Annotated in this window: 25 protein-coding genes, 3 tRNA genes, 1 pseudogene and 2 riboswitches; of the genes and pseudogenes, 12 read left to right on the forward strand and 17 right to left on the reverse strand. The window is 75.2% G+C overall.

Annotated features, from left to right (window positions below):
• Window positions 1-117: 117 nt before the first annotated feature.
• Genes ACRYR9_RS06490 through ACRYR9_RS06500 form a run of 3 tightly spaced genes read right to left on the reverse strand, consistent with a single transcriptional unit; the run spans window position 118 to window position 3,679 of the window.
• Window positions 118-999 (reverse strand): MaoC family dehydratase, encoded by an 882-nt coding sequence (locus tag ACRYR9_RS06490; RefSeq protein ID WP_432498640.1) that lies wholly within the window; start codon window positions 997-999, stop codon window positions 118-120.
• Complete coding sequence (locus tag ACRYR9_RS06495; RefSeq protein ID WP_432498642.1) at window positions 996-2,366, reverse strand: 3-oxoacyl-ACP reductase; 1,371 nt, start codon at window positions 2,364-2,366, stop codon at window positions 996-998. Before ACRYR9_RS06495 ends, ACRYR9_RS06490 begins: the two co-directional genes overlap by 4 nt.
• Complete coding sequence (locus tag ACRYR9_RS06500; protein ID WP_432498645.1) at window positions 2,366-3,679, reverse strand: acetyl-CoA C-acetyltransferase; 1,314 nt, start codon at window positions 3,677-3,679, stop codon at window positions 2,366-2,368. Before ACRYR9_RS06500 ends, ACRYR9_RS06495 begins: the two co-directional genes overlap by 1 nt.
• Window positions 3,680-3,764: 85 nt before the next feature.
• Here ACRYR9_RS06500 and ACRYR9_RS06505 point away from each other — a divergent pair, with 85 nt between their 5' ends.
• The 4 genes from ACRYR9_RS06505 (at window position 3,765) to ACRYR9_RS06520 (ending at window position 7,901) form a co-directional block, all read left to right on the forward strand.
• Entirely contained in the window at window positions 3,765-4,469 is a 705-nt protein-coding gene (locus ACRYR9_RS06505) for a TetR/AcrR family transcriptional regulator (protein ID WP_432498647.1), read from the forward strand.
• Between the two features lie 98 nt (window positions 4,470-4,567).
• On the forward strand, window positions 4,568-6,532 hold the full coding sequence (locus ACRYR9_RS06510) for an acyl-CoA dehydrogenase family protein (protein WP_432498666.1): 1,965 nt from the start codon (window positions 4,568-4,570) through the stop codon (window positions 6,530-6,532).
• A gap of 9 nt (window positions 6,533-6,541) precedes the next feature.
• Complete coding sequence (locus ACRYR9_RS06515) at window positions 6,542-7,591, forward strand: lipoate--protein ligase family protein (RefSeq protein ID WP_432498649.1); 1,050 nt, start codon at window positions 6,542-6,544, stop codon at window positions 7,589-7,591.
• Between the two features lie 55 nt (window positions 7,592-7,646).
• On the forward strand, window positions 7,647-7,901 hold the full coding sequence (locus ACRYR9_RS06520; protein WP_432498651.1) for a hypothetical protein: 255 nt from the start codon (window positions 7,647-7,649) through the stop codon (window positions 7,899-7,901).
• On the opposite strand, the gene ACRYR9_RS06525 is transcribed toward ACRYR9_RS06520, so the two are convergent.
• A complete protein-coding gene (locus ACRYR9_RS06525; RefSeq protein WP_432498654.1) occupies window positions 7,880-8,575 on the reverse strand; it encodes an SDR family NAD(P)-dependent oxidoreductase in 696 nt (231 codons plus the stop codon). The genes ACRYR9_RS06520 and ACRYR9_RS06525 overlap by 22 nt on opposite strands.
• Window positions 8,576-8,678: 103 nt before the next feature.
• On the opposite strand from ACRYR9_RS06525, the gene ACRYR9_RS06530 reads away from it, so the two are divergent.
• From ACRYR9_RS06530 to ACRYR9_RS06560, 7 genes are all read left to right on the forward strand, one after another.
• Window positions 8,679-9,554 carry a helix-turn-helix domain-containing protein gene (locus ACRYR9_RS06530; RefSeq protein WP_432498656.1) on the forward strand — a complete coding sequence of 292 codons (876 nt, stop codon included), beginning with the start codon at window positions 8,679-8,681 and terminating at the stop codon, window positions 9,552-9,554.
• A 60-nt stretch (window positions 9,555-9,614) separates the two neighbouring features.
• Window positions 9,615-10,733, forward strand: a complete 1,119-nt coding sequence (locus ACRYR9_RS06535; protein ID WP_432498659.1) for a DNA topoisomerase IB — start codon at window positions 9,615-9,617, stop codon at window positions 10,731-10,733.
• 62 nt (window positions 10,734-10,795) lie between these two features.
• Window positions 10,796-10,868, forward strand: a tRNA-Glu gene (locus ACRYR9_RS06540).
• A gap of 107 nt (window positions 10,869-10,975) precedes the next feature.
• Window positions 10,976-11,049, forward strand: a tRNA-Asp gene (locus tag ACRYR9_RS06545).
• Between the two features lie 30 nt (window positions 11,050-11,079).
• Window positions 11,080-11,152, forward strand: a tRNA-Phe gene (locus ACRYR9_RS06550).
• A gap of 98 nt (window positions 11,153-11,250) precedes the next feature.
• Window positions 11,251-11,556, forward strand: a complete 306-nt coding sequence (locus tag ACRYR9_RS06555; protein WP_432498662.1) for a hypothetical protein — start codon at window positions 11,251-11,253, stop codon at window positions 11,554-11,556.
• Complete coding sequence (locus ACRYR9_RS06560; RefSeq protein WP_432509295.1) at window positions 11,553-12,449, forward strand: GGDEF domain-containing protein; 897 nt, start codon at window positions 11,553-11,555, stop codon at window positions 12,447-12,449. Before ACRYR9_RS06555 ends, ACRYR9_RS06560 begins: the two co-directional genes overlap by 4 nt.
• Here ACRYR9_RS06560 and xylB read toward each other — a convergent pair.
• Window positions 12,430-13,854: a xylulokinase gene (gene xylB / locus ACRYR9_RS06565; RefSeq protein WP_432494756.1), complete on the reverse strand. Its 1,425-nt coding sequence runs from the start codon at window positions 13,852-13,854 to the stop codon at window positions 12,430-12,432. The genes ACRYR9_RS06560 and xylB overlap by 20 nt on opposite strands.
• Window positions 13,855-14,040: 186 nt before the next feature.
• Between xylB and ACRYR9_RS06570 the strand changes: the two genes are divergently transcribed.
• Window positions 14,041-14,289 (forward strand): DUF3073 domain-containing protein, encoded by a 249-nt coding sequence (locus ACRYR9_RS06570; protein WP_432494758.1) that lies wholly within the window; start codon window positions 14,041-14,043, stop codon window positions 14,287-14,289.
• Between the two features lie 120 nt (window positions 14,290-14,409).
• On the opposite strand, the gene purM is transcribed toward ACRYR9_RS06570, so the two are convergent.
• The 12 genes and pseudogenes from purM to ACRYR9_RS06630 all read right to left on the reverse strand — a co-directional run bounded on the left by purM (window position 14,410) and on the right by ACRYR9_RS06630 (window position 26,128).
• Complete coding sequence (gene purM / locus ACRYR9_RS06575) at window positions 14,410-15,498, reverse strand: phosphoribosylformylglycinamidine cyclo-ligase (RefSeq protein ID WP_432494760.1); 1,089 nt, start codon at window positions 15,496-15,498, stop codon at window positions 14,410-14,412.
• Window positions 15,495-17,000: an amidophosphoribosyltransferase gene (gene purF, locus ACRYR9_RS06580; RefSeq protein ID WP_432494832.1), complete on the reverse strand. Its 1,506-nt coding sequence runs from the start codon at window positions 16,998-17,000 to the stop codon at window positions 15,495-15,497. Before purF ends, purM begins: the two co-directional genes overlap by 4 nt.
• Window positions 17,001-17,072: 72 nt before the next feature.
• On the reverse strand, window positions 17,073-17,420 hold the full coding sequence (locus ACRYR9_RS06585; protein ID WP_432494762.1) for a hypothetical protein: 348 nt from the start codon (window positions 17,418-17,420) through the stop codon (window positions 17,073-17,075).
• A 23-nt stretch (window positions 17,421-17,443) separates the two neighbouring features.
• Entirely contained in the window at window positions 17,444-17,827 is a 384-nt protein-coding gene (locus tag ACRYR9_RS06590) for a sterol carrier family protein (RefSeq protein WP_432494764.1), read from the reverse strand.
• 37 nt (window positions 17,828-17,864) lie between these two features.
• Window positions 17,865-19,286, reverse strand: coding sequence for an L-serine ammonia-lyase (locus ACRYR9_RS06595; RefSeq protein ID WP_432494834.1), 1,422 nt, complete (start codon window positions 19,284-19,286; stop codon window positions 17,865-17,867).
• Window positions 19,287-19,291: 5 nt separating this feature from the next.
• A complete protein-coding gene (gene gcvT, locus ACRYR9_RS06600) occupies window positions 19,292-20,398 on the reverse strand; it encodes a glycine cleavage system aminomethyltransferase GcvT (protein ID WP_432494766.1) in 1,107 nt (368 codons plus the stop codon).
• A gap of 44 nt (window positions 20,399-20,442) precedes the next feature.
• Window positions 20,443-20,531: riboswitch (glycine riboswitch) on the reverse strand.
• Between the two features lie 10 nt (window positions 20,532-20,541).
• A riboswitch (glycine riboswitch) is annotated at window positions 20,542-20,619 on the reverse strand.
• A 93-nt stretch (window positions 20,620-20,712) separates the two neighbouring features.
• Entirely contained in the window at window positions 20,713-21,102 is a 390-nt protein-coding gene (locus ACRYR9_RS06605) for a tautomerase family protein (protein ID WP_337061431.1), read from the reverse strand.
• A gap of 69 nt (window positions 21,103-21,171) precedes the next feature.
• A pseudogene (locus tag ACRYR9_RS06610) lies at window positions 21,172-22,171 on the reverse strand (sugar phosphate isomerase/epimerase family protein).
• A gap of 88 nt (window positions 22,172-22,259) precedes the next feature.
• The gene (locus ACRYR9_RS06615; protein WP_432494769.1) at window positions 22,260-23,114 is read right to left on the reverse strand and encodes a sugar phosphate isomerase/epimerase family protein; all 855 of its coding nucleotides are present in this window, start codon (window positions 23,112-23,114) and stop codon (window positions 22,260-22,262) included.
• Window positions 23,115-23,126: 12 nt separating this feature from the next.
• Entirely contained in the window at window positions 23,127-24,173 is a 1,047-nt protein-coding gene (locus ACRYR9_RS06620; protein WP_432494771.1) for a Gfo/Idh/MocA family protein, read from the reverse strand.
• Window positions 24,174-24,183: 10 nt separating this feature from the next.
• Complete coding sequence (locus ACRYR9_RS06625) at window positions 24,184-25,059, reverse strand: ATP-binding cassette domain-containing protein (RefSeq protein WP_432494773.1); 876 nt, start codon at window positions 25,057-25,059, stop codon at window positions 24,184-24,186.
• A 7-nt stretch (window positions 25,060-25,066) separates the two neighbouring features.
• Entirely contained in the window at window positions 25,067-26,128 is a 1,062-nt protein-coding gene (locus ACRYR9_RS06630) for an ABC transporter permease (RefSeq protein ID WP_432494775.1), read from the reverse strand.
• Between the last annotated feature and the right edge of the window lie 7 nt (window positions 26,129-26,135).

Here is a 26,135-nt window from a genome sequence, read left to right on the forward strand (position 1 = left end):
CGGGCCGCCCCCCCCCCCCCCCCCCCCCCCCCCCCCCCCCCCCCCCCCCCCCCCCCCCCCCCCCCCCCCCCCCCCCCCCCCCCCCCCCCCCCCCCCCCCCCCCGCAGGGGTGGGGGTTCACAGGGGGGTGACGGCGGTGAGCAGGTGGGTGCGGGCGCCGCCGCGGCTGCGCACGGCCGTGCGCCAGGCGCCGCCGTCCGGCCCGGGCACGCGCTCGTGCAGGTGCTCCACCGTCGCGGGCAGCAGCAGCGGCGCCTTGAAGCGCACGTCGGCGCGCACCGCGTCCGGCAGCCGGCCGTCCAGGACCGCCAGGCTGTGCGAGGCCGTCCACAGCCCGTGGGCCAGCGCTCGCGGGAACCCCAGCAGCCGCGCCGCCGGGGCGGCCAGGTGGATCGGGTTCACGTCGCCGCTGACCTCCGCGTAGCGCCGGCCGGTGTCCGCCCCCACCCGCCACCGCCCGACCGCGGCACCGGTCCCGGGGGGCGGCAGCTCCTCCTCGGCCGGCGGTACCGACCCCGGCAGCCGCGCCCCCGGGGCGAGGTAGCGGCTGGTGCCGGACCAGGCCGGCGGCTCGTGCGGACCCTCGGCGGCGCCGCGCACCTCGGTGACCAGTTCCACGACGGCGCCGCGCCGGTGCGGGTACATCGCCACCGCCCGCACCGACACCTCCAGCTCCTCGACGACCCCCAGCGGCCGGCGCTGGGTGAACCCCTGGGCGACGTGCACGAGGCCCAGCAAACGGAAGGGGAACGGCTCGGAGACCAGCAGCTGCACCTGGGCGGCGAAACCCAGCAGGTGCGGGTACGGCAGCGGCAGCCGCGAGCGCAGCGGGTACCCGCACACCCGCGACCACGCCGCCAGGCGGTCGGGGTCCACCCGCAGCCCGCGCTGCTCGTACCGCCGTCGGGGCAGGTCCACCGCACCGCGCGACCGGGGCACCACGAGGGAGCGCAGGTAGTTCACGGCCAGGGGCTTCGGGGAGCCCGGCACGGCGCTCACGCCCCCGTCAGGTGCTGGCCGCACACGCGCAGCACCTGCCCGTCGATCCCGCCGGCTCCCGGCGAGGCCAGCCAGGCGACGGCCTCGGCGACGTCCACGGGCAGCCCGCCCTGCTGCAGGCTGCTGGCGCGCCTGCCCACCTCGCGCGGCACCGGCGGCATCGCCGCGGTCATGGGCGTCTCGATGAAACCCGGGGCGACGGCGTTGACCGCCATCCCGCGCTGCGCCAGCGGACCGGCCAGCGCCTGCACGAACCCCACGAGCCCGGCCTTGCTGGCGGCGTAGTTCGCCTGCCCCTTCGCCCCGGCGAGGCCGTTGATGGACGACAGGCACACGAACCGGGCGCCCGGCGCGAGGGCGCCGTCGGTGCCGAGCAGCCCCTCGGTCAGCCGCAGCGGTGCTGCGAGGTTCACCCCGAGCACGCTGTCCCAGGCCTCGGCGTCGAGGTTCACGAACGAGCGGTCGCGGGTGATGCCGGCGTTGTGGACGACGACGTCGGCGCCGCCGAACCTGCGCCGCAGGTGCTCGGCGAGGACCCGCGGGGCGTCGGCGGCGGTGACGTCGAGCGTCAGCGCGGAACCCCGCACCCGGTTGGCGACCCGGGCGAGCTGCTCCCCGGCGGCGGCGACGTCGGCGCACACGACGTGCGCGCCCTCGCGGGCCAGGACTTCGGCGATCGCCGCGCCGATGCCGCGCGCCGCCCCGGTGACCACGGCCACGCGGCGCTCGCGGCCGGGTGCCGCGGCGGGGACGGCCGGCGCCGGTCCGACCAGCAGGGGCTGGCCGGAGACGAACGCCGCACGGGCCGAGCAGAGGAACTCCACCGGGGAGCGCAGGGCTCCACCCGCCCCCTCGGCGACGCGCAGCAGGTTCACGGTGGTGCCGCCGCGGGCCTCCTTGGCGAGGCTGCGCACCAGGCCGTCCAGGCCCTGCTGCACGGCGCGGGCTTCCACGCCGCCGGGCCCCTCGCCGGCCTCGGCGGGCACGGCGCCCAGCAGCAGGACCCGGCCGTTGCGGGCCGTGCGCCGGAACGCCGGCGCCAGCAGTTCCCGCAACCGCCCCAGGTCCTCGACGCGGCGGGCGGCGGTCGCGTCGACGACCACGGCGCCGAGGCGCTCGTCCCCGGCGGCGTCGAGGTCGGCGAGCACGTGGGCACCGGCGGCGGCCAGCCACACCGCGACGTCGTCGGCCACCGGGGCGGCACCTGCGCGCAGCACCACGGCGGGTCCGGTGAGGAACTCCTGCCCGGGGGCGTACCGGCGCAACCGCGGCGGCACCGGCAGCCCGAGACGCTTCGCCGCCGCGCCGCCCGGGCCGGAGGACACGAGGTCGCCGTACAGGTCGTCGGGGAACCCGGTGCGGGCCATCACGCCTCCACCAGCGCGGCGATGCCCTGCCCGCCGGCGGCGCAGATCGAGATGAGCGCGCGCCCGCCGCCGCGCTCGGCGAGCAGCTTCGCCGTGGTGGCCAGGATGCGCGCGCCCGTGGCGGCGAACGGGTGCCCGGTGGCCAAGGAGGAGCCGGCGACGTTGAGCGTCGAGCGGTCCACGCGCCCCAGCGGCCCGTCCAGCCCGAGCCGCTGGCGGCAGAACTCCTCGTCCTCCCACGCGGCCAGCGTGGCCAGCACGGTGGAGGCGAACGCCTCGTGGACCTCCACGACGTCCAGGTCGTCCAGGCTCCAGCCGTTGCGGCGCAGCAGGACCGGCACGGCGTGCACGGGTGCGGTGAGCAGCCCCTCGCCGCGGTGGACGTGGTCCACGGCAGCGGTCTGGACGTCGACGAGGTGGGCCAGGACGTCCAGGCGGTGCTCGGCGGCCCACTCCTCGGTGGCCAGCAGCACCGCGGCGGCACCGTCGGTCAGCGGGGTGGAGTTGCCCGCCGTCATCGTCGCGGGCGCCTCCAGGTCGCGGCCGAACACGGGTTCCAGCGCCGCGAGCTTGTCCAGCGTGGTGTCCGGGCGCAGCAGCCCGTCGCGGCGCACCCCCAGGTACGGGGTCACCAGGTCGTCGAAGAACCCGCGCTCGTAGGCGGCCGTGAGGTTGCGGTGGCTGGCCAGCGCCAGTTCGTCCTGCGCCTGCCGGCTCACCCCCCAGTGCGCGGCGGTGCGGGCGGCGTGCTCCCCCATCGACAGGCCGGTGCGCGCCTCGGCGTTGCGGGGGAACTCCGGCACCACCTGCCCGGGGCGCAGGCCCGCGAGCGCCTTCAGCCGGGCGCCGGGGGTGCGGGCGCGGTTCAGGGCCAGCAGGACGCGCCGCAGGCCCTCGTCCACGGCGATCGGGGCGTCGCTGGCGCTGTCGGCGCCACCGGCGATCCCGGCGTCCACCTGGCCCAGGGCGATCTTGCCGGCCAGCAGGGCGGCGGTCTCCAGGCCGGTGGCGCACGCCTGGGAGACGTCGAAGGCGGGGGTGGCCGGGTCCAGCGCGGTGGACAGCACGGCCTCGCGGGTGAGGTTGAGGTCGCGGCTGTGCTTGAGCACGGCACCGGCGACGACCTCGCCGAGGCGCTCGCCGGCCAGGCCGGTGCGGGCCACCAGGCCGTCGATCGCGGCGACGAGCAGGTCCTTCGCGGAGGCCTGCGCGTAGCGGCCGCCCGCCTTGGCGAACGGGGTGCGGTTGCCGGCGACCACGGCCACCGGGCGCACGGCCCGGGTGGTGCGGGGCGGGGGCGTGGGTGCGGTCACGGGACCTCCTCGTCGAGCCTGGACCGGGAAAACGTAACAGGTACCGGGGGTACCCGGTACCCGTCGTCCGGGGTACCGTCGAGACGTGGAACCCGTCACCGCCGACGCACCCGCCGCCGCCGTCGCACCGCGACCGGACGGCCGGCGCACGCGCTGGGCCGAGCACCGCCGCGCCCGCCGCGAGGAGCTCGTCACCGCCGCGCTGCGCGCCATCACCACGCACGGCGCCGGGCTCGGCATGGACGAGCTGGCCGCGGCCGCCGGCACCAGCAAGACCGTCCTGTACCGGCACTTCGCCGACAAGGAGGACCTGTACCTGGCGGTCGCGCGCCGGGTGAACCGGCTGATCGTGCGCGAGCTGCGCAGCGCCGTGGAACGGGCCGGCAGCCCCCGCGAGGCGCTCGCCGGGATCGTGACCACCTACCTGGGTCTCGTCGAGGCGGACCCGGAGGTGTACCGGTTCGTCGTCTCCCACCCGTTCGGCGCCACCGCCCGCGATCCCGAGCGCGACCCCGTGCAGCGCCTCACCAGAGCGCTGGCCGACGAGACGGCCCGCACGCTGACCGCGCACCTGCGCGCCGCCGGAGCCGCCGACAGCTCGGCCGACGCCCTCGCGCACGGCCTGGTCGCGCTCATCCGCTCCGCGGCCGACCGCTGGATCTCCACCCCGGGCCGGATCGGTGCCGCCGAGATGAGCGCCGCCCTCACCGACCTCGCCTGGGGCGGCCTCGACGCCGTCCTGGGCGCCACCACCACCCCCACCCGCCCCCAGACCGAGGAGGTCCCGTGACCGCCACCGAGTTCGACACCGCCGTCGACGATCGGGTCGCCGCCGAGCAGGCCGCTGCGACCCCCGCGGCACCGGCCCCCGAGCCCCCCGCCCGCGAGATCGGCCCCGTCGACACCGGCGTGCTGCGCACCGTCCTCGACGGCAGGTCCGCCGCGCTGCGCGAGCGGGCCCGCCGCGAGTTCCCCGCCGACCTGTTCGGCCCGATCGACCACCTGAGCACCGCCGAGCAGCGCGACCTGACCCGCGCCCGGCTGCGGGTGCTGGCCGAGATGGGCGGGCACGAGGCGGGTTTCTCCTCCCGGTACGGCGGCGGCGACTCCCCCGGCGCGCAGGTCGGCCAGTTCGAGGTGCTGGGTTTCGGTGACGCCTCCCTGATGATCAAGTCCGGTGTGCAGTGGGGGCTGTTCGGCGGCGCCGTGCAGGCGCTGGGCACCGATCGCCACCACGCCGAGCTGCTGCCGCGGCTGCTGCGCCTGGAGCTCGTCGGCTGCTTCGCGATGACCGAGACCGGCCACGGCTCCGACGTCGCCTCCCTGGGCACCACGGCGACGTACGACCCCGCCGCGCAGGAGTTCGTCGTCCACACCCCGGACGTCTCCTGCCGCAAGGACTACATCGGCGGGGCGGCCGAGGACGCCGAGGTCGCCGTGGTGTTCGCGCAGCTGATCACCGGCGGGACGTCCCACGGGGTCCACGCGTTCGTCGTCCCGCTGCGCGGCGAGGACGGGAACGACCTGCCCGGGGTGCGGCGCTTCGACGACGGCCGCAAGGCGGGCCTGAACGGCGTGGACAACGGCCGCCTCGAGTTCGACTCCGTGCGGGTGCCGCGCACCGCCCTGCTGGACCGCTACGCGCACGTCGCGCCGGACGGCACGTACTCCAGCCCCATCGCCAGCAAGAACGCCCGGTTCTTCACGATGCTCGGCGCACTGGTCAAGGGCCGCGTCAGCATCTCCGGCGGCGCGATCGGCCAGACGAAGGTGGCCCTGGAGATCGCCCTGCGCTACGCGCTGCGCCGCAAGCAGTTCGCCCGCCCCGGAACGCAGGAGGGGGAACGCGGCGAGGAGGTCGTGCTGCTGGACTACCTGGCCCACCAGCGCCGCCTGCTGATCCCGCTGGCCACCACCTACGCGCTGAGCTTCGCCCAGGACGAGCTGCTGGGCGAGATGGACGACCTGCTGCGCGTGCAGCTGGCGGGCGGTGACCCCGACCCCGCACGCCAGCGCGCCTTCGAGGCGCACGCCGCCGGCATGAAGGTGGCCGCCACCTGGCACGCCACCCGCACCATCCAGACCTGCCGGGAGGCGTGCGGCGGCAACGGCTACCTCGCCGACTCGCGCCTGCCCCAGCTGAAGGCCGACACCGACGTGTTCACCACGTTCGAGGGCGACAACACCGTCCTGCTGCAGCTGGTCGCCAAGAGCCAGCTGACCGCGTACGCGCAGCAGTTCTCCGACATGGACACCCTGGGCATGGCGCGGTTCGCCACCCGCGACTTCGTCACCACCCTCGCCGGGCGCAGCCCCGCCCGTTCCCTGGTCGCCGACGTCGTGGAGGCGGGCCGGGTGCCCGACGACCTGCACGACCGCGCGTGGCAGCTGCGGATGCTCGCCGACCGCGAGCGCCACGTGGTGGAGTCCCTGGCCAAGCGGATGCGCAAGGCCCGCTCCCGCAGCGAGCGGGACGAGTTCGAGGCCGTCGACGGCCTGCAGGACCACCTGCTGCTGACCGGGCGCGCGCACGTCGACCGCGTGGTCGCCGAGGCGTTCGCCGCGGCCATCGCCCGCACCGAGGACCCCGCCGTCGCGGCGCTGCTGGGCGAGGTGCTGGACCTGCACGTGCTGGCGCTGCTGGAGGCGGAGAAGGGCTGGTACCTGGAGCACCGCCGGATGACGACGCTGCGGGCCAAGGCCGTCACCCACGCGGTGAACGAGCTGTGCCGCCGGCTGCGCCCGCGCACCGGGGAACTGCTCGAGGGTCTCGGGATCCCCCGGCACTGGCTGGCGTCCTCCCTGGTGCCCGGGTCCCTGGCCCACGCGCCGGACGGGGGGACGCTCTCGTAGGGTCGGGGCGTGCACGGTGAGTACAAGGTCCCCGGTGGCAAGCTCGTGGTCGCCGACCTGGAGGTGGTCGACGGCGCACTGGCCGCGGTCCGCGTCTCCGGCGACTTCTTCCTCGAGCCGGACGACGCCCTGGAGACCGTCGACGCGGCGCTGACGGGCCTGCCCGCCGACGCGGACGCCGCGGCGATCGCCGGCCGGGTCCGCTCGGCGCTGCCGCCGGACGCCGTCCTGCTGGGTTTCTCCCCCGAGTCGGTGGCGACCGCGGTGCGCCGCGCGGTCGGCGGGGCCAGCGGCTGGCTGGACCACGACTGGCAGCTGGTGCACACCGGCCCGCAGCCGCCGCAGGTGCACATGGCCCTGGACGAGGTGCTGGCCCGCGAGGTCGCCGCGGGCCGGCGCCCGCCGACGCTGCGGGTGTGGGAGTGGGCCAGCTCGGCCGTCGTCATCGGCAGCTTCCAGTCGCTGGCCAACGAGGTGGACGGCGAGGCCGCGCAGCGCCTGGGGGTTCAGGTGGTGCGGCGCATCTCCGGCGGCGGGGCGATGTTCGTCGAACCGGGCAACACCATCACGTACTCGCTGTACGCGCCGGCCTCCCTGGTGGAGGGGTTGTCGTTCACCGAGTCGTACGCGTTCCTCGACGACTGGGTGCTGGTGGCGCTGGGCGACCTGGGCGTGAAGGCCTGGTACCAGCCGATCAACGACATCGCCACCGAGCAGGGCAAGATCGCCGGTGCCGCGCAGAAGCGCCTGGCCGACGGCACCGTCCTGCACCACGTGACGATGTCCTACGACATCGACGCCGCCAAGATGCTGCAGGTGCTGCGCATCGGCCGGGAGAAGCTGCAGGGCAAGGGCCTGGCCAGCGCCGCCAAGCGGGTGGACCCGCTGCGCCGGCAGACGGGCCTGCCGCGCGAGGAGGTCATCGAGCGGATGGCCGCCACGTTCCGCCGCCAGTACGGGCTGACGGGCTCCTCCCTCACCGACGCGGAACTGGCGGCCGCCGACGAGCTCGTGGCCTCGAAGTTCGCCACCCGCGACTGGATCGCCCGCGTCCCCTGACCCGGGCGGCCCAGCACCCCTCGACACCGGGGGCGCCGCGGCGCACCATCGACGGGTGGACGACGCGGCGGTGCGGGCCAGGCACGGGATCCCCACCGGCGTGCTGCGCGACGCCGACCGCCCCGGGCGCGCCCTGCGCGTCAGCGCCCACCCCGACGACGACCGGGTCGTGCTGTCCACCTGGCAGGGCTCCTCCTGCGTGTCCACCGTCCGGCTGGACCGCGCCGAGGTCGTCGAGCTGCTCGCGGCCCTGGGGGCGGCGCTGCTGCCGCCCCCGGAGCGCGGGGTTCACCAGGGCACGACGCCGTAGCGGTCGCGGAACACCCCCGTCGGCCCGTCCGGCCCGATCGTCGCGAGCTCGACGATCGCGTCGGTGCCCTCGGTGACGCTCTGGGTGCCGCTGTGGCCGTTGAGGTCGGTCGCGGTGTACCCGGGGTCGACGGCGTTGAACCTCACCCCCGGCAGCGCCTTGGCGTACTGGGTGGTGAGCATCGTCACCGCCGCCTTCGAGGACGTGTACAGCGGCGCGACGACCCGGCCCTCGATCCGGTCCGGGTCGTGGGTGACGGCGAAGGAGCCAAGCCCGCTGGTGACGTTGACGACGACGGGGCCGGCCGACTTCCGCAGCAGCGGCAGGAACGCGTGGGTGACCCGCACGATCCCGAAGACGTTGACGTCGTAGACGGCGAGGGCGTCGGCCGCGGTGAGGTCCTCGGCGGGGTTCTGCGGGCCGCCGACGCCCGCGTTGTTGACCAGGACGTCGACCGCCCCCTCGTGGGCGGCGACGTCGGCGGCCGCGGCCGCGACGGAGGCGTCGTCGGTGACGTCGACCTGGACGAAGCGAGCGCCGAGCGCCTCGGCGGCCGCTCGGCCGCGCTGCGGGTCGCGGGCGCCGACGATGACGGTGTGCCCGGCATCGACCAGGCGGCGGGCGGTCTCGTACCCGAGGGACTTGTTGGCTCCGGTGATGAACGTGGTGGTCATGGCGCCACCCTCGGCGACGGGCCGGGGGCCGGCCAGTGCCCTGCGCGACGGTGGGACGGCCAGTACCAGGCTGCGGGCGCGGGGCCGGGGGGAGGATGGACCGGTGGTGGAGGGCGAGAACCTGGGCACGGCCCTGCGGCGCTGGCGCGACCGGCTGTCCCCCCTCGACGTGGGCCTGCCCGCCCGCGCCCGGCGCCGTGCCGCGGGGCTGCGCCGGGAGGAGCTGGCCGACCTGGCCGGGCTGTCGGTCGACTACGTCGTGCGCCTGGAGCAGGGCCGGGCGGTGAACCCCTCGGCGCAGGTCGTGGCGACGCTGGCGCGGGCGCTGCAGCTGAGCCCGGCCGAGCGCGACCACGCCCACCGGCTGGCCGGCTTGCTGCCGCCGGCGGACGGCGTCGTCTCGCACCTGGTGCCCGCCGGCGTGCAGCGCATGCTGGCCCGGCTCGTCGACCTCCCCGTGGGCGTCTTCGCCGCCGACTGGACGCTGCTGACGTGGACCCCGTCGTGGGCGGCGCTCATCGGCGACCCCGGCGACCTGCCGCTGGAACAGCGCAACCTCGTGCGCGCGGTCTTCGGCGGCGAGGACGGCGGGCTGGCGAGCTGGCCGGTGCGGCACGCCGACGTCGGGATGCCCGCCGCGCTCGTCTCGGACCTGCGCGAGGCGCTGGCGCGCTACCCGCGGGACGAGGGCCTCGTGGCGCTGACCGAGGAGGTCAGCCGCACCAGCCCGGAGTTCCGGCGACTGTGCCGCGAGGGCACCGTCGGCCGGCACGTCTCGGCGCGCAAGACGATCGAGCACCCCGTCGTGGGCGACGTGACGTGCGACTGCGACGTGCTCACCGCCCCCGGCAGCGACGTCCGGCTCGTGCTGTACAGCGCCGCGGCCGGCTCGCCCGACGCGGAGAAGCTGGAGTTCCTGCGCGTCACCGGGGGGCGACCCGCCGCCGCACCGGCCGCAGCACCCCCGGCGACGCCCTGACGTCGGCCGGTTCGACCGGTTCGAGGTGCGGCTGGTCGCCGCGCTCTGCACCATCACCAGGTGCCCCGCCTGCGCCGCGTCTCCAGCTCCTCCCCCGGTTTCACGCGCCGCCGGTGCGGGCGGGGCTGGACGTACCTCGACACCGCCGGGGAACGGATCACCGACCCCGCGGTGGTCGAGCGGATCTCGAAGCTGGCGATCCCGCCCGCCTACACCGACGTGTGGATCTGCCCGCACCCCAACGGGCACCTGCAGGCCGTCGGCACCGACGACCGCGGCCGGCGGCAGTACCGCTACCACGAGCAGTGGCGCACCGAGCGCGACCGCGCCAAGCACGACCGGGTCCTGGAGGTCGCCGCGCAGCTGCCGCGCGCCCGCGAGGTCGTCGCCGGGCACCTGCAGCTGCCGGGCCTGCCCCGCGAGCGGGTGCTGGCCGCGGCGTTCCGCCTGCTGGACCTGGGGTTCTTCCGCGTCGGCGGCGACACCTACGCCGAGGAGAACGGGTCCTACGGGCTGGCGACGCTCAAGCGCGAGCACGTGGTGCAGCACGGGGGCGAACTGGTGTTCCACTACGTCGCCAAGTCCGGCAAGGACCGCACGGCCGTCATCGCCGACCCCGCCGTGGTGGAGGTGGTGCGCTCCCTCAAGCGCCGCCGCGGCGGCGGTGACGACCTGCTGGCGTGGAAGCACGGCGGCCGCTGGCACGACGTCACCAGCGACGACGTCAACGCCTACCTGCACGAGACGATCGGCCCGGACGTGTCCGCGAAGGACTTCCGCACCTGGCACGCCACGGTGCTGGCCGCCGTGGCGCTCGCGGTGTCCCTGCGGGCCTCGGCGACCCCGACGGCGCGCAGGCGGGCGGTGACCCGGGCGGTGACGGAGGTCTCCGAGTACCTGGGCAACACGCCGTCGGTGTGCCGCAGCAGCTACGTCGACCCGCGCGTGGTGGACCTGTTCGAGGACGGCGTGACGATCGCGCCGGCGCTGGAGCAGCTGGGCGAGGACGCCGCGTTCGGGCACCCCGCCACCCACGGGGCGGTCGAGCGGGCGGTGCTGGACCTGCTGCACACCGACCCCGTGGCCGTCTCGCGGGCGGTCGCCCGCGGGCGGCGGGCCCCGGTGCTCTCGCGGCGGCTGTCGTCGCCGGGCGGTCCGGGGGACGCCGCGGCCGCGTGAGCGGCGAGCGGCACCGCACCGGCACCCCCTATGCTGGACGGGCTCCCGCGAGCGGGAGCTGCGCCCTCATCGTCTAGTGGCCTAGGACGCCGCCCTTTCAAGGCGGTAGCACGGGTTCGAATCCCGTTGGGGGTACGCGAGCGGCACCCGCCGGCGCGGTCCGCAGGACGGTGTCACGAACACCGCCGAGGATCGGGTACTGTTGGTCTCGCAAGCGAGCAAGACAAGCAAGGCCTCCTTGAGGCCCCGTAGCGCAGTTGGTTAGCGCGCCGCCCTGTCACGGCGGAGGTCGCGGGTTCGAGTCCCGTCGGGGTCGCTCGTCGTGCCGGTTGATCCGGCCCGGCACGGCCAGGTAGCTCAGTTGGTAGAGCGTCCGACTGAAAATCGGAAGGTCAGCGGTTCGACCCCGCTCCTGGCCACCTGAGTCCCGCTCCCTGAAGGCCGCCGCGTTCCGCGGCGGCCTTTCGCATGCCCGATTCCCCGCGCGTCAGTGCGCCACTCTCAGTAACCTGCGCCCGTGCCCCGCACCCCCACCTCCCCCGTCGTCGCCGGTGCCGTGCTCGGCGGGTACGCGATCGGCCGCAGCACCGGGGACCGCCGCCTCGCCGGCGTCGCCCTGCTCGCCGCGCTGGGCTGGTCGGCCTCCCGGTGGGCCACCACCTCCGCCTCCCTGGCGGTGGGGCTGAGCGCCGGCACCGTGGCCCTCGTGGGCCTCTCGCACCCGCTGTCCCGGCGCGTGGGCCCCTGGCCCGCCGTGCTCGTCTCCACGGTCGCAGCGGCAGCGCTGGCCGCTGTCGGCGACGGGGCCGCGAGACGCCGGTGAGCACCCCCGGCGACGACCGCACCGACTGGCGCGCCGTCGCGGAGCGCGGGCCGGCCGGCGCGGTCCTCTCCGGCGGCGTCGTCGCCTGGGCCTCCGCGGCCGCCCACGCCCTCGTCGGCGTCCCCGCGGGGACGCTGCCCGGGCGGGACGCGCTGGATCTCCTGGTGGGCGCCGACCGGCCCCGCGCGCGCCGTGCCCTGGAGGAGGCGCGCCGGGCCCCGGGGACCGCGCACCCGCCGCTGCGGGTGCGTGCGGCCACCCGCCCCGAACGCCGGCTGGAGGTGTCGGTGCACCCGCTGGACGGCTCCCTGGTCGCCGTGGCGGCGTGGGACGTCACCGCTCGGGTGCGCCGTGAGCGCGAGCTGCGGCACCGCGCCGGTCACGACGCCCTCACCGGCCTGCCCAACCGCGCGCTGCTGGCCGACCGCTGGGAGGTCTCCCGCTCGCGCAGGCCCGGCCCCGGGGGCAGCGGCACGTACGTGCTGGTGTGCGACGTCGACGGCCTCAAGCAGGTCAACGACCGGCACGGGCACGCCGCCGGGGACCGGCTGCTGCGGGAGGTCGCGCACGCGCTGCGCGCTCACGTGCGCCCCGGCGACACGGTGGCCCGCACCGGCGGCGACGAGTTCGTCGTCCTGGTGGACCGGGTGGCCGCCGAGCACGTCGAGGAGCTGGCCGCCCGGCTGCGCGGGGACGCGCCGGGCGGGACGCCCGGCGCGAGGGTCTCGGTGGGCTGGGCCGCGGACTGCCCCGCCCGCTCCCCGGCGTCCGTGCTCGCCGAGGCGGACGCGCGCATGTACGCCGACAAGCGCGCCGCCCGCGAGCGCGCGGGCGGCGCGCTGCCGGCTCCCCGCCACGGCGAGGAGACCGAGGTCAGGGACGCGTCGCCGTGAGGTCGCGGACCTGGGCGTAGCGCTCGCGCACGGCGGGTCGCGGGTCCGCCTCGAAGGTCTCCTCCGCCCCCAGCGCCCACTGCGGCGGCTGCGCCCCGCCCCGGAGCACCCACGCCGCCTGCCGCGCCGCGCCGTCCGCGACGTACTCGCCCGGCGGGGGGACCACCACGGGCCGGCCCAGCACGGCGGGGGCCAGTCGGCGCACGGCCTCCGAGCGCGCCCCGCCGCCGACCAGCAGCACCCGCTGCACCGGCACGCCCTGGGCGACGAGGGCGTCCAGGCCGTCGGCGAGCCCGCACAGCAGCCCCTCCACGGTGGCGCGGGCCAGGTGGGCGGGGGTGGAGGTCTCCAGGGTCAGCCCGTGCAGGGCGCCGGTGGCGTCGGGGCGCACGGGGGTGCGCTCCCCCTCCAGGTAGGGCACCAGGACCAGCCCGCCGGCACCCGCCGGCGCGCTCAGCGCCAGCCGGGACAGCTCGGCGTGGTCAACGCCGAGCAGCCGGGCCGCGGAGTCCAGCACGCGGGCGGCGTTGAGCGTGCACACCAGCGGCAGGTGCCTGCCGGTGGCGTCGGCGAAGCCGGCGACGGCGCCGCTCGAGTCGCGGGTGGCCACGTCGCTGACCGCGCTGACGACCCCGGAGGTGCCGATGGAGACCACGACGTCGCCCGTGCGGGCCCCCACCCCGAGCGCGGCGGCCATGTTGTCGCCCGTGCCGGGCCCCAGGAGCGCACCGCGGGTCAGGTCCACGGCGCTCTCGCCGGCCGTCTCGCGCGGGCCCAGCACCCGCGGCAGCTGCGGGCGGGCGCCGAAGGCCCGCTCGAGCAGGTCGGTGCGGTACTCGCCGGTGGCGGCGGAGTAGTAGCCGGTGCCGCTGGCGTCGCCGCGGTCGGTGACCGGTTCCGCCCCGCCGGCGGGCCCGCCGGCGAGGCGGGCGGTGAGCCAGTCGTGGGGCAGGCAGACGCTGCGGGTGCGGGCGGCCGCGGCCGGTTCGTGCTCGGCGATCCAGCGCAGCTTGGTGACGGTGAAGGAGGCCACCAGGACGCTGCCGACCTGCTCGGCCCACGCCCGCGGGCCGCCGAGCTCCGCGGTGAGCTCCTCCGCGGCGCGCGCCGAGCGCCCGTCGTTCCACAGCAGCGCCGGGCGCACCACCGCGCCGGCCTCGTCCAGCAGGACGGAGCCGTGCTGCTGGGCCCCCACCGACACGGCGGCGACGTCGTCGAGGCCCCCGGCGTCGGCCACGGCCGCGGTGAGCGCGCGCCACCAGTGCTCGGGGTCCACCTCCGTGCCGGGCGGGTGCGCGGCGCGGCCGGAGCGCAGCAGGCGCCCCGTCGCGGCGTCCCGGACGACCACCTTGCAGGACTGCGTCGAGGAGTCGATCCCGGCCACCGTGGCCGTGCGCTGCGCCATGGGGACCATCGAACACCACGCCCGGCGACGGCGGGGGCGGCCCTCCGTCGCCCGTCCGGGCGCGCGGCGCGCCGACCGGGATGCCGGAAGCTCTCGCGAGCCTGTACGGTTGGCACCACGGAGAGATGACAGCTACTCCGGGGCCCATTCAACCGGCCCCGGCCGACGCGCGAGGGGGTCGACGCCATGGGGCGCGGCCGTCAGAAGGCCAAGCAGACGAAGGTCGCTCGGCAGCTGAAGTACTTCAGCCCGCAGACTGACTACAACGCGTTGCAACGCGAGCTGCACGGTCCTGACCCGTTCCGTCCGTCCGGGCGTGTAGACGCCCAGGAGGCACCGGAAGCTGACGAGGACGAGTCGGACGACGACACGGACTGGTCCCGATACTCCGCGACGGACGACTACGACGACTGGGCGACCAAGCGTCGAGCGTGACGGGGCGTCCCGGGGTGCCGCAGTTGGGCTCCCCCGGACGCGAACCGCACGGCGGGCACCGCCGGCGGTGCGGCACACCGCAGCAGGACCCCAGGGGGTGTGGCTCTGCCCCGGAGGACCTCACCAGCCCTGGTGAGCTCCCCGGAGCAGGGTCACGCCCCCTGCCACGCCCTTGCCGTTGCTGTCCCCGTCGGCGTCCTGGCGCGCCCGGACCCGCCCGCACACCCACGCGGGGATGCCGGCGGCCTCCAGCGAGGCCATCACGGCGTCTGCGGACCCGGGGTCGACGACGGCCACCATGCCCACGCCCAGGTTGAGGGTGCGTTCGAGGTCGTCGGCGGGGACGCCGCCGAGGTCGCGGACCAGGGAGAACACCGCGCCGGGCGTCCAGGTGGAGCGGTCCACCTCGGCGGTCACCCCGGCCGGCAGGCAGCGGGCCAGGTTGGCGGCCAGCCCCCCGCCGGTCACGTGGCTCATCGCGTGGACCCCGCCGGTGGCCAGGGTCGCCAGGGCGGGCCGGGCGTAGATGCGCGTGGGTTCCAGCAGCTCCTCGCCCAGGGTGCGGCCCAGCTCGTCCACGTGGCGCTCGTACGCCCACCCGGCGTCGGCGAAGACCCGGCGCACCAGGGAGTAGCCGTTGGAGTGCAGGCCGGAGGAGGCCATCGCCACGAGGACGTCGCCCTCGCGCACCCGCTCGGCGCCCAGCAGCTCGTCGGCCTCCACCGCGCCGGTGACGGCGCCGGCGACGTCGTACTCGTCCGGGCCCAGCAGGCCCGGGTGCTCGGCGGTCTCGCCGCCGACGAGGGCGACCCCGGCCTCGGAGCAGGCGCGGGCGATGCCGGCGACGATGCCGGCGGTCCGCTCGGGCACCACCCGCCCGCAGGCGATGTAGTCGGTCATGAACAGCGGCGTCGCCCCGCACACCACGACGTCGTCGACGACCATGCCGACGAGGTCGGAGCCGATGGTGTCGTGCTTGTCCATCGCCTGGGCGACGGCGACCTTGGTGCCCACGCCGTCGGTGCTGGTGGCCAGCAGGGGGCGGCGGTAGCCCTTCAGGGCGCTGACGTCGTACAGGCCGGCGAAGCCGCCGAAGCCGCCGACGACGTCGGGGCCGTGGGTGCGGGCGACCGAGGCCTTCATGAGCTCGACGGCGCGGTCACCGGCGACGACGTCGACGCCGGCGGCGGCGTAGGTGGTGCCGGTCAACGGCGGGCTCCCGAGTGGGTGGTGTGGGCGGGGTGCACGGGGGTGATGGGCAGGCGCGGCTTGTCCAGGGCGTGCTCGCCCAGGCGCTGCAGGTCGGGCACGGGCACCGGGTAGGTGCCGGTGAAGCACGCCGTGCAGAGGCGGTCGGCGGGTTGGTCGGTGGCGGCGATCATGCCGTCGGTGGAGATGTAGCCGAGGGAGTCCGCGCCGATGCTGGCGCGCACGTCGTCCACCCCCAGCCCGGTGGCGATGAGCTCGGCGCGGGTGGCGAAGTCGATGCCGTAGAAGCACGGCCACGTCACCGGCGGCGAGGAGATCCGCACGTGGATCTCGGCGGCGCCGGCCTCGCGCAGCATCCGGATCAGCGCCCGCTGGGTGTTGCCGCGCACGATGGAGTCGTCGACGACGATCAGCCGCTTGCCCTGCACGACGTGCTTGAGCGGGTTGAGCTTGAGGCGGATGCCGAGCTGGCGGATGGTCTGGCTGGGCTGGATGAAGGTGCGCCCCACGTAGGCGTTCTTCACCAGGCCCTGCCCGTAGGGGATGCCGGACTCCTCGGCGTAGCCGATGGCCGCGGGCGTGCCCGACTCGGGCGTGGGGATCACCAGGTCGGCCTCGACGGGGTGCTCGCGGGCCAGGGTGCGGCCCATCTCGACGCGGGCCTCCTGCACGACCTTGCCGCTGATGCTGGTGTCCGGCCGGGCGAGGTAGACGTACTCGAACACGCACCCCTTGGGCTTCGCCTCGGCGAAGCGCGTGCTGCGCAGGCCGTCGGCGTCGACGGCGATGAGCTCACCGGGCTCGACCTCGCGCACGACGCTGGCGCCCACGATGTCCAGGGCGGCGGTCTCGGAGGCCACCACCCACCCGCGCTCCAGGCGGCCCAGCACCAGGGGACGGATGCCCTGCGGGTCGCGCGCGGCGTACAGGGTCCGCTCGTCCATGAAGACGAGGCTGAAGGCGCCCTCGACGTGCGGGAGCACCTCGACGGCCGTGGCCTCCAGGGTGTGGTCGGGGTCGCCGGCGAACAGGGCCGTGATGAGCGCGGTGTCGGTGGTGTTGCCGCGCGCGATCTCGCCGCCGGAGCCGGGCCGGGGCCCGCCGGCGCGCTCGGGGTAGCGCTCGGCGATCAGCTCGCGCAGGCGGAAGGCGTTGGTGAGGTTGCCGTTGTGGGCCAGGGCGACGGTGCCGCCGGCCGTGGCGCCCAGGGTGGGCTGGGCGTTCTGCCAGCCGGCGCCGCCGGCGGTGGAGTAGCGGGTGTGCCCGACGGCGATGTGCCCCTGCAGGGACTCCAGGGCCGACTCGTCGAACACCTGCGGCACCAGGCCGGTGTCCTTGAACACGAGGATCTGCTCGCCGTTGCTGACGGCGATGCCGGCGGCCTCCTGCCCCCGGTGCTGCAGGGCGTAGAGGCCGTAGAAGGCGAGCTTGGAGACTTCTTCACCGGGAGCCCAGACCCCGAAGACGCCGCAAGCGTCCTGGGGGCCCTTCTCGCCGGGCATGAGGTCGTGGTTCAGACGTCCGTCACCGCGGGCCACGGCTCGAGTGTGGCACACCGGCGCGGGGCCGGCGGTTCAGCGACGGCCGCGACGACGGCCCCGGCCGCCGGTGCGGTCGGCCAGCACACCCACCAGCCCGCCGAGCAGCCCGCCGGCCAGACCCAGGACGACGAAGAGGTAGCCGAACAGCGCTCGCCGGGAGTACCCGCCGGCGGGGTCGGTGGTCAGCGCCACGACGGCGGCGGCGGCGAGGGCGAGGACCACCCCCGTCAGCACGAAGGCCCGGAACCGGGGGGCGCGGCGCCGCGTCACCTGGACCAGCCGCACCTGCTCGGACCCGTCCCGCGCGCCCTGCCCCTCCCGCTCGTCGGACGGGGTCCGCGTCGGCTGCGCGTCCTGCGGCTGGGGCACCTGCTCGCTCACCCCGGTCACGGTACGCGGCCCGCTCACGCGCCCGGGCCCGTGACCGGCAGCAGCCGCCCGAGGTCGGCGCGCTCACCGCTGGCCCGCACCCGGCCGCTGCCGCGCGCGTCGTCGAAGGCGAGGCGCCCGGTGGCCAGCTCCAGCCACGTCACGGCGTCGGTCTCCACCACCGCGGGCGGGGTGCCGCGGGTGTGCTTCGGGCCGGCGACGACCTGCACGGCCGCGAACGGCGGCACCCGCACCTCCACGCTGCCGCCGGGGTGGCGGGCGGCGAGCTCCTCGAGGGTGAACCGCACGGCGGCGGCCAGGTCGGGACGCGGCGGGGTCGCCCCCGCGTCGAGGGCGTCCAGCGCGGCGCGCAGCGCGGTGCGCCCCTGCGCGGGGTCGGTGCGGCGGCGGGGTGGCACCGGCCCACTGTGGCACCACCCCGCCCCGGCGGGTCCCTCAGCACTCCGGGACGTTGACGCCCACCGCTGCGCCGGGGCCCACGACGGTCAGGGCGAGGCCGCCGCGGGAGGTCTCCTTGTACTCCGAGCGCATGTGCGCCCCCGTGGCGCGCATCGTGGTGATGGCGGTGTCGAGGCTGACGACGTGGGTGCCGTCGCCGCGCAGCGCGGTGCGGGCGGCGTGGACGGCGGTGGTGGCGCCCACCGCGTTGCGCTCGATGCAGGGGATCTGCACCAGCCCGGCGACGGGGTCGCAGGTCAGTCCCAGGTGGTGCTCGATCGCGATCTCGGCGGCGTTCTCGACCTGCTCGGGGGTGCCGCCGAGGACGGTGGTCAGGCCGGCGGCGGCCATGGCGCTGGCGGAACCCACCTCGCCCTGGCAGCCGACCTCGGCGCCGGAGATGGAACCGGTCTCCTTCAGCACGATCCCGACGCCACCGGCGGCGAGCAGGAAGTCCACGGTGCTGGCGTCGTCGGCGCCGGGGGTGAAGCGGCGGTGGAAGTGCAGCACGGCGGGCACGATGCCGGCGGCGCCGTTGGTGGGGGCGGTGACGACGCGGCCACCCGCGGCGTTCTCCTCGTTGACGGCCAGCGCCCACAGGCTCAGCCAGTCCAGCGCCCGCAGCGGGTCGCCGCCCGGCCCCGCGCCCTGCGCCTCGTCCTCGGCGAGGAGCTGGCGGTGCAGGGCGGGCGCGCGGCGGCGCACCCCTAGACCGCCGGGCAGGGTGCCGTCGATCGACAGGCCGCGCTCGACGCAGGCGGCCATCGCGGCGAACACCTCCAGCAGGCCGGTGTCGACCTCCTCGCGGCTGCGGCGGTGCTCCTCGTCGCGCCGCACCAGGTCCGCCACGCCCAGGCCGGTGCGCCGGCACTGCTCCAGCAGTTCGGCGCCGGTGCGGAAGGGGTGCGGCACGTCGTCGCCGCCGGCCAGGACGGGTTCGGCGGTGTCCAGCGGGTCGTCGCGCACGAAACCCCCGCCGACGGAGTACGAGGTGCGCTCGGCGAGCACGCGCCCGCCGTCGCCGAGGGCGGTGAACACCATCCCGTTGGGGTGGGCGGGCAGCGCCTCGCGCAGCAGGCGCACGTCGGTGCCGGGGTCGAAGCGCACCGGGTGCCGGCCCAGCAGCCGCAGTTCCCCGCGCTCGCGCACGGCGTCCAGGAGCACGGGGACCGCGTCGGGGTCGACGGCCTCGGGGCGGTGCCCCAGCAACCCCAGCACGACGGCGCGGTCGGAGCCGTGGCCGCGGCCGGTGGCCCCGAGCGAGCCGTGCAGGTCCACCCGCACCGCGGTGACCCGTTCCAGCAGCCCGTCGTCGGCGAGGCCCTGCGCGAAGCGCAGGGCGGCGCGCATCGGGCCCACGGTGTGGGAGCTGGAGGGGCCGATGCCGATGGAGAACAGGTCGAAGACGCCGGCGGTCACGGGGTTCACCGGGCCCGGCGGTAGAAGGGCAGGTCGACGACCTCGGCGGGTTCGGGGCGCCCGCGCACGTCCACGGCCAGCGCGGTGCCGACCCGCGCGGCGGCCGGTTCGACGTAGGCCATGGCGATCGGGTGCCCGAGGGTGGGTGAGAGCGCGCCGCTGGTGACGGCGCCGACCGGACGCCCCTCGTGCAGCACGGGGTAGCCCTGGCGGCCGGCGCGGCGGCCGGTGCCGCGCAGGCCGACGAGGACGCGCTCGGGGGTGCGCTGCGCGAGGCGCTCCAGCGCGGCCCGGCCGGGGAACCCGGTGGGCTTGTCCAGCTTCACGACGCGGCCGAGCCCTGCGGTGTACGGGTCGACGTCGCGGGACAGCTCGTGCCCGTACAGGGGCATCCCCGCCTCCAGGCGCAGGGTGTCGCGGCAGGCCAGTCCGCACGGCACGGCGTCGTGGGCGCGCCCGGCGGCCAGCAGCGCCTCCCAGACGGAGGCGGCGCGACCGGCCGCGGTGAACACCTCGAACCCGTCCTCGCCGGTGTAGCCGGTGCGGGCGAGCAGCACGTCGACCGCGCCGTCCGCCGTGCGCAGCGATGCGGTGGTGCATCGGTAGTACCCCAGGGCGCCGAGGTCGGCGTCGACGAGCTCGCCGACGATCAGCGCGGCGGTGGGGCCCTGCACGGCCACCAGGGCGGTGCCGGCGGACTCGTCGGTGACGGTGGCGTCGAACCCTGCGGCGCGAGCGGTCAGTTCCGGCGCGACGAGGCCGGCGTTGGAGGCGTTGGCGACGACGAGGAAGTCGTCCTCGCCGAGGCGGTAGGTGACGAGGTCGTCGAGGATGCCGCCGTCCTCGTCGACGAGCAGCCCGTACGCCGCGCGAGCGACGGGCATGGCGGAGGGGCGGCCGACGAGAGCGGCGTCCAGGGCGGCGCCGGCCCGCGGGCCGCGCACGCGCACCTCCCCCATGTGGGACAGGTCGAACACGCCGGCGGTGGCGCGCACGGCGCGGTGCTCGGCCAGGTCGGAGGCGTAGCGCACGGGCATCGACCAGCCGGCGAAGTCGGTGAACGCGGCACCGAGGGCGGCGTGGGCCTCGTGCAGCGGGGAGGTGCGTGGCACGGCGGGACTCCTTCCGGGCGCGGCCGCCGGGCGCGGCTGCGCGGACCCCCTCTGTCGTGGCACCTGAGAGCTTCGCGCCCTGCGGCGCTTTCCCCGTCGGTGAGGGCCGTGCGGACCCTGCTCTCCAGAGCGGCCTGCCCGTGGCGGTCCTGGTACCTGAGAGGTTCCGGGGCGGTTGCTCCTTCGGTGCCCGGCGCTGGTGCGCGTCGGTGCTCTCCCGCCGGGGTGCGTGGCCTGCGGTGTTCGGTTGTGGCGTGCTGCCCCAGCGTCGCACGCGCGGCGGTCCGGCAGCCAGTGGCCGCCGGACCGCCCGCTCAGAGCTCGCCGGTGAGGAACTGCGCGCGCCCGTGGCCGAAGGACCAGTCCGCGTCGGAGTTCTCGACGACCGAGACGACGACGTCGCTGGGCTCGATGCCGCAGCGGTGCTGCAGGTTCTCCACCAGCAGGGCGTAGAAGCGCTCCTTCTGCTCGCGGGTGCGCTGCCTGCTGGTCATCTGCAGGACGACGACGTCGTCGGTGCGCTCGATGCCCAGGCCCGTGTCGTGGACGACCATCTCACCGGGCGCGTGCTGGTGGACGACCTGGTAGCGGTCGCCGTAGGGCACCTCGAAGGCCTCCACGACAGCGTCGTGGGCGGCGTCCAGCAGGACGGTCAGGGCCTCGGGGGTGCGACCGGCGACGAGGTCGAAGCGGAGCAGGGGCACGGGATCCTCCTCAAATATGTCTTTACATTCTGACACATCGAGAGGGTTGTGCGCCGCTGGACGACCTGCTCAGACGCCGGCGGCGCGCGCGGCGGCCTTGAGCACCTCGGCGGCGACCTGCAGGCCCTCGACACGGCCGAGGGAGACGTCCTCGTGCTCGATGTTCACGATCATCTCCGGGTCGACCTCGTGCAGGGCGGTGAGGAAGTCGGCCCAGAAGGCTGTGTCGTGCCCGCGGCCGAGGGCGACGAAGTCCCACGCGGACTCCTTCGGCCACTCGTTGACCCACTCGTCGCCGCCGAGGTTGACCCGCTCCTCGCTCGGGTCGAGGCGCCGGAAGCGGTTGTCCAGGACGCCGTGGATCGCGGCGGCGGGGTTGATGCGCACGTCCTTGGCGGCGGCGTGGAAGACCAGCGGGCCCAGGTCGCGAACGACGGCGACGGGGTCCATCTGCTGCCAGAACAGGTGCGAGGCGTCCAGCTCGACCCCGACGTTGGTGGCGCCGGTGCGCTCGACGAGCTCGCGGATGCCGGCGGGGTTGAAGACGAGGTTCTGCGGGTGCAGCTCCAGGGCGACCTTGACGTCCAGGTCGCGGGCCAGGGCGTCGATCTCGCGCCAGAACGGCGTGGCGACCTGCCACTGGTGCTCGAGCACGTCCAGCGCTGCGGAGTTCCACGCGTTGACGATCCAGTTCGGGCGGGTGGCGCCCGACTCACCGCCGGGCAGCCCGGACATCGTCACCACGCGGTGCTGGCCCAGGCGGTGCGCCAGGCGGATCGAGCGGCGCACGTCCTGGGCGTGGGCGTGGCCGATCACCTCGTTCGGGTGCAGCGGGTTGCCGTTGCAGTTGAGCCCGGCGATGGAGACACCGCTGCCCTCGAAGAGGGCCAGGAAGTCGTCGCGGGCGGCGTCGCTGACCAGCGATGTCGTCGAAGGTGGGCACGTGCACCGCCGGCAGGAAGCCACCGGTGTTCAGCTCGATCCCTTCCAGGCCGAGGTCGGCGATCACCTGGATCGCCTCGGGCAGGGACCTGTCGTGCAGGATCGCGTCGTAGACGCCGAACTTCATCCTCTGCTCCTGTTCTCAACGGTCGGTGCAGACGGCGGGGGCGGGTTCCCGCGGCACCCGCCCCCGTCGTCACGAACTGCTCACCGCCTCACCAGCGGTCGACGTGCTCCTGGATCGCCCCGCGCATCAGCCGGCTGGACTCCTCGCGCTTCTCCTCCCACGCGAAGACGCTGGCGCACAGCGCCCCGTCGAACCCGACCTCGCCGAGCGCGGTGAAGATCCCGTCGAAGTCCACCTCCCCCTCACCGATGTTCAGGTGCTGGTGGATGCGCGCGGTGGAGCCGGGCGGGTTGATGATGTACCGGAGCCCGGAAGAGCCGCGGAAGTCGAACGTGTCCGCCACGTGCACGTGCCGCACGAGGTCCCCGGCGTAGCGGATGATCCCCGGGCCGTCGCCGCCCTGGTGGAAGGTGTGCGGGGTGCAGTACACGAACCCCACCCAGGGGCGGTCCAGACCGCGCACGAGGTCCACCGCGCGGAAGCCGTCCTCGACGAAGTCGTCCGGGTGGGGCTCCAGGCGCAGCTCGATGCCGTTCGCCTCGAAGACGGGAGCCAGTTCCTCGAAGGACTCGAAGAATCGGGCCTCGCTGGCCTCGGGCAGCTCCGGACGGCCGTTGAACTCCGACTGCACCACGGGCACGCCGAGCTCGGTCGTGACCTCCACGATGCGCTTGATGTTGCGCACCGCCTGGCGGCGCTCGTCCTCACCGGGGCCTGACCAGCGCTGCACGAACTGCGTGGAGCACACGCCCACACCGGCTGCGTCCAGGGCCTTGCGGAAGGCGCGCACCGTGGCCAGGTCCACGCGCGGGTGCCGGAAGAACGGGATGAAGTCCTCGCGCGGGGACAGCTCGATCCACTCGTAGCCGAGGTCCGCGACCAGGCCCGGCAGCTTCAGCAGCGGCACGTCGCGGAACATGTAGGTGTCCAGGGCGATCTGCATCGTCGTCGCCCCTCAGACCCGGGCGCCGAGGTCGACCTCGACGCGGCGGCCGGTGCGCAGGGACTCCACGCCCGCGGCGCAGACGGCGGCGGCGGCGTACCCGTCCCACACGCCCGGGCCGTCGACGCCGGCACCGCTGCGGACGGCGTCCACCCAGCGCTGGAACTCGGTGTCGTAGGCGGCGCCGAAGCGCTCCTTGAAGTCGGCGGTGATGTGCCCGCCCCAGCCGGCCGAGGAGTGCTTCACCAGACCGACGCCCAGGCCGATCCGCGCGCTGCCGCGCTCGGCGACCAGCTCGGTGCGGACCTCGTAGCCGAACGTGGTGTTGACGAAGATCTCCACGTCGACCAGGGCGCCGCTCTCGGTCTCCATGAGGACGAACTGCGGGTCCTGCAGGCCCTCGGGGGCGTGGGAGGTGCGCCCCGGCGTCAGCACCGTGATGGCCCTGATCTCCTCGCCGAGCAGGAAGCGGGTCACGTCCACCTCGTGCACCACCGAGTCGAGGATGAGCTGCTCGGAGTTGAAGTTCGGCGGGGTGGTGGCGTTGCGGTGCGCGCAGTGCAGGAACAGCGGGCGGCCCAGCTCCTGCGAGGCGATGAGAGTGCGCAGCTGCTCGTACTCGGCGTCGAAGCGGCGCATGAAACCGACCTGCACCAGCTGGTGGCCCAGGGCGCGCTCGGCCTCCACCACCTTGCGGGAGGTCTCGGGCGACGTGGTCAGCGGCTTCTCGCACAGGGTCGGCTTGCCGGCCTCCAGCGCCGTCAGCACGAGGTCCTCGTGGGTGAAGCCCGGGGTGGCGATGACGACCGCGTCGACCTCGGGGTCCTGGATCGCCGCGACCGGGTCGTGCAGCGCGCGCACGCCGAACTCGGCGGCCACGGCGTCGGTGCGGGCCGCGTCCACGTCGCTGACCGCGACGAGCTGGGCGCCCTTGGTCAGCCGCGCCAGGCGGCGGGCGTGGTCCTGGCCCATCATCCCGACGCCGAGCACGGCGACGCGGAGGTCCCGGTCGTACCCCTGACGCGCGGTGTGCCGGGTGTTCTGCGTCGCCGTGCTCATGTGTCTTCTCCTACCGTGCGTTCTCGTGCGGAGCCGCCAGGGCGGCGGCGTTCTCGGGGGTCTGGCCGGGCACCGAGAGCTCGTGGCTGAGCGCCGCGAGCTCGGCACCACCGGCCATCTCGTTGGTGAGCTCGTCCAGCGTGATCTCCTGACGCGGCTTGTCCAGCGAGACGTGGCCGCGGTTGAGGATCACGAAGTGGTTGCCCACCAGGTACGCGTGGTGCGGGTTGTGGGTGATGAAGATGACGCCGAGGCCCGCGTCGCGGGCCTTGGCGACGTACTTCAGCACCACGCCGGACTGCTTGACGCCCAGCGCTGCGGTCGGCTCGTCGAGGATGAGGACCTTGGCGCCGAAGTAGATGGCGCGGGCGATGGCGATGCACTGGCGCTGGCCGCCCGAGAGGGCACCGACGGGGCGCTCCAGGTCGGGCACGTTGATGCCCATCTTGGTGAGCTCCTCGTCGGTGATCTCCATCATGCGCTTGACGTCGAGGCGCTTGAAGGGCCCGATGCCGGTGCGCAGCTCGGAGCCGAGGAAGAAGTTGCGCCAGATCGACATGAGCGGCACGAGCGCCAGGTCCTGGTAGACGGTGGCGATGCCGCGCTCGAGGGACTCGCGCGGGGAGGAGAAGCGCACCTGCTCCCCGTTGACCTCCAGCGTCCCCTCGGTGTGCTGGTGCAGACCGGCGACGACCTTGATCAGGGTCGACTTGCCGGCACCGTTGTCGCCGAGGACGCAGGTGATCTCCCCCTGCCGGACCGACAGCGACACCCCGCGCAGGGCGTGGACGTTGCCGTAGCTCTTCCCGACGTCCGTCAGGCGCAGGATCTCGGTGTTCGGGTCCTGCCCCGGCGCGCCGGGGCGCTCGTGGGCCTGCGTGCTCATCGGTCCCTCACCTCTTCGCGGCCTGGTTCTTGACGACCAGGTTGACGATCGTGGCCAGCAGGAGCATCACGCCGAGGAACAGCTTGAACCAGTTCGCGTCCCAGCCGGCGTAGACGATGCCCAGGCTGGTCATGCCGAAGATGAGGGCGCCGACGGCCGAACCGACGGCCGAGCCGTACCCGCCGGTGAGCAGGCACCCGCCGACGACGGCGGCGATGATGTAGATGAACTCCTGCCCGACGCCACCGCCGGACTGGATCGAGTCGAAGCTGAACAGCTGGTGCATCCCGACGAACCAGCCGCAGAAGCCGACCGCCATGAACAGGCCGATCTTGGTCTTCCTCACCGGCACGCCGACGGCGCGGGCGGCGGCGTGGTCCCCGCCGACCGCGAAGATCCAGTTGCCCACCCGGGTGCGCAGCAGCGTCCACGTGGCGATCGCGACGAACAGGATCCACCACAGCACGGTGATCCGGATGCCGACCCCGCCGACGGTGATGGTCGAGGCGAACACCGCGCGGGCGGAGTCCCAGCCGTCCATGTCGGACACGGCGCTGGAGGAGACCCCGCCGGTCAGCAGCTTCGTCACACCCAGGTTGATGCCCTGCAGCATGAAGAACGTGCCCAGGGTGATCAGGAAGCTGGGCAGGCCGGTGCGCATGAGCAACCAGCCGTTGAAGGCGCCGATCGCCAGGGCCAGCAGGAGCGAGACGAAGATCCCGACCCACAGGTTCAGCCGCAGCTGGTAGGAGAACGTCGCCGCCGCCAGCGCCGTGGTGGTCACGACCACGCCGGCCGACAGGTCGAACTCCCCGCCGATCATCAGCAGGGCCACCGCCACGGCCATGATGCCGATCGTCGAACCGGCGTAGGCGACCGTGGCCAGCGAGGACGCCTGCCGAAAGGTGGGCGCCACCGCGCAGAAGAGGATGAACACCGCCAGGGCGCCGATGAGGGAGCCGATCTCCGGCCGGGACAGCAGCCGGGAGGCGAAGGACCGGGTCTTGACCCGGTCGTCGCGGTCGCGGACCGCGGGACCGGCGCTGGGAGCGGTGACCGAGGTGCTCACGCGGACG

Source organism: Kineococcus auxinigenes (assembly GCF_050871525.1).
Taxonomy (GTDB): Bacteria; Actinomycetota; Actinomycetes; order Actinomycetales; family Kineococcaceae; genus Kineococcus.

Coding starts and splice junctions, on each gene's coding strand:
- ACRYR9_RS06620 (WP_432494771.1), bottom strand. CDS start 24,173: ATGAGCACGGCGACGCAGAACACCCGGCACACCGCGCGTCAGGGGTAC.
- ACRYR9_RS06525 (WP_432498654.1), bottom strand. CDS start 8,575: ATGACCACCACGTTCATCACCGGAGCCAACAAGTCCCTCGGGTACGAG.
- ACRYR9_RS06615 (WP_432494769.1), bottom strand. CDS start 23,114: ATGCAGATCGCCCTGGACACCTACATGTTCCGCGACGTGCCGCTGCTG.
- xylB (WP_432494756.1), bottom strand. CDS start 13,854: ATGGCGCAGCGCACGGCCACGGTGGCCGGGATCGACTCCTCGACGCAG.
- ACRYR9_RS06625 (WP_432494773.1), bottom strand. CDS start 25,059: ATGAGCACGCAGGCCCACGAGCGCCCCGGCGCGCCGGGGCAGGACCCG.
- purF (WP_432494832.1), bottom strand. CDS start 17,000: ATGCCCGGCGAGAAGGGCCCCCAGGACGCTTGCGGCGTCTTCGGGGTC.
- ACRYR9_RS06570 (WP_432494758.1), top strand. CDS start 14,041: ATGGGGCGCGGCCGTCAGAAGGCCAAGCAGACGAAGGTCGCTCGGCAG.
- ACRYR9_RS06495 (WP_432498642.1), bottom strand. CDS start 2,366: ATGGCCCGCACCGGGTTCCCCGACGACCTGTACGGCGACCTCGTGTCC.